This is a genomic window from Stenotrophomonas sp. 05L44_2 (genome assembly GCF_056665995.1).
Window position 1 is genome coordinate 1 of sequence record NZ_JBFTNR010000953.1, and the last position, 1,259, is coordinate 1,259.

The window sequence follows — 1,259 nt, forward strand, 5'->3', positions numbered from 1 at the left end:
GTCCCCATGAAGCGCTGCAGGTCGATCGCCCCATCTGCAGAGGCTTCCGCGGCGCTGTTGTGGGACGACGGTGGAGAATTGGCAGCCACTGCCGGACCGCCCAGGGACAGGGCCAGCAACACAGCGCAGAGCGGGCGGATCGAGGTCATGCGGGAGCGGGCTCCAGTGGGCTTGCCCGCGCATGGTCACTGTGTGCACGCCATCCGTCAATGGTGTCGCAGCCGGTGAGAAGCCCCGCAGCCAAGCTGACCGCCATCGACCACCGGAGAATCCGCATGCGCACACGTCCCCGCCACCGCCCGCCAACTGAACGCGTCAGCGAACGCGCCGATCCGCGCCTGTTGCGGGTGGTGCCGCAGCTCGCCCTCGCTGGCCTGGCCGTGGTGCTGGTGTGGCCGGCCGCGCGCGGCAGCAGTGCCTGGCTGGGCTGGTTGCCGCTGTGGCTGGTCGGCATGCCGTTGGCGGCCTGGTGGGCACTGCTGCGCTGCCCGTTGCCAACGMTGGCCGCGCTCCGCTCGCTGCGACGCGACCATGGGCAGGCCCGGCGGCGCTCCCCCACGCGTACGCRCAAGGCGCACACCGCCACGGCCTGACCTTCGACACGGGGGCGGCCCCGGTGATCCATGCTAGCGTTTCACAGCTAATGACTGCCTGGAGCTGCAATGTCACGATTCGCTTCCGCCTGCCTGCTGGCCGGCATGATGACCGCTGCCTCGGTGGGTACCGCCGTGGCCGCTGAAGACACCGACCGTTACGCCTGGCTGGAGGACGTCACCGGCGACAAGCCGTTGTCCTGGGTCAAGGAACAGAACGCAAAGTCCGAGGCGCGCCTGGCGCAGACCCCGGCCTTCAAGCAGATGGAGAGCAGCATCCGCGAGGTGCTCGACTCGGACGCCAAGATTCCCGGCGTGCAGAAGATCGGTGATTACTACTACAACTTCTGGAAGGACAAGCAGCACGAGCGCGGCCTGTGGCGTCGCACCACCCTGGCCGAGTACCGCAAGGCCTCGCCGACCTGGGAAACCGTGCTCGACCTGGATGCGCTGAACAAGGCCGAGAACGAGAACTGGGTCTGGCACGGCGCTGACTGCCTGCGTCCGGATTACAGCCGCTGCCTGATCGCGCTGTCGCGCGGCGGTGCCGACGCCGATGTCACCCGCGAGTTCGACCTGGCCAGCAAGAGCTGGATCAAGGACGGCTTCTTCCGTCCCGAATCGAAGGGCGGCCTGAGCTGGATCGACCGCGACACCGTGTTCGTC

Annotated in this window: 1 protein-coding gene and 2 pseudogenes; 2 read left to right on the forward strand and 1 reads right to left on the reverse strand. The window is 68.0% G+C overall.

Translation table 11 applies throughout. The features are described 5' to 3' along the window. Nucleotides 1-149: pseudogene (locus AC1VAN_RS22250) on the reverse strand (lipocalin family protein); the annotation flags it as partial. A 126-nt stretch (nucleotides 150-275) separates the two neighbouring features. Between AC1VAN_RS22250 and AC1VAN_RS22255 the strand changes: the two are divergent. Next, nucleotides 276-593: a hypothetical protein gene (locus tag AC1VAN_RS22255; protein ID WP_480986796.1), complete on the forward strand. Its 318-nt coding sequence runs from the start codon at nucleotides 276-278 to the stop codon at nucleotides 591-593. Nucleotides 594-662: 69 nt separating this feature from the next. Continuing rightward, nucleotides 663-1,259 (forward strand): annotated as a pseudogene (locus tag AC1VAN_RS22260) (prolyl oligopeptidase family serine peptidase); the annotation flags it as partial.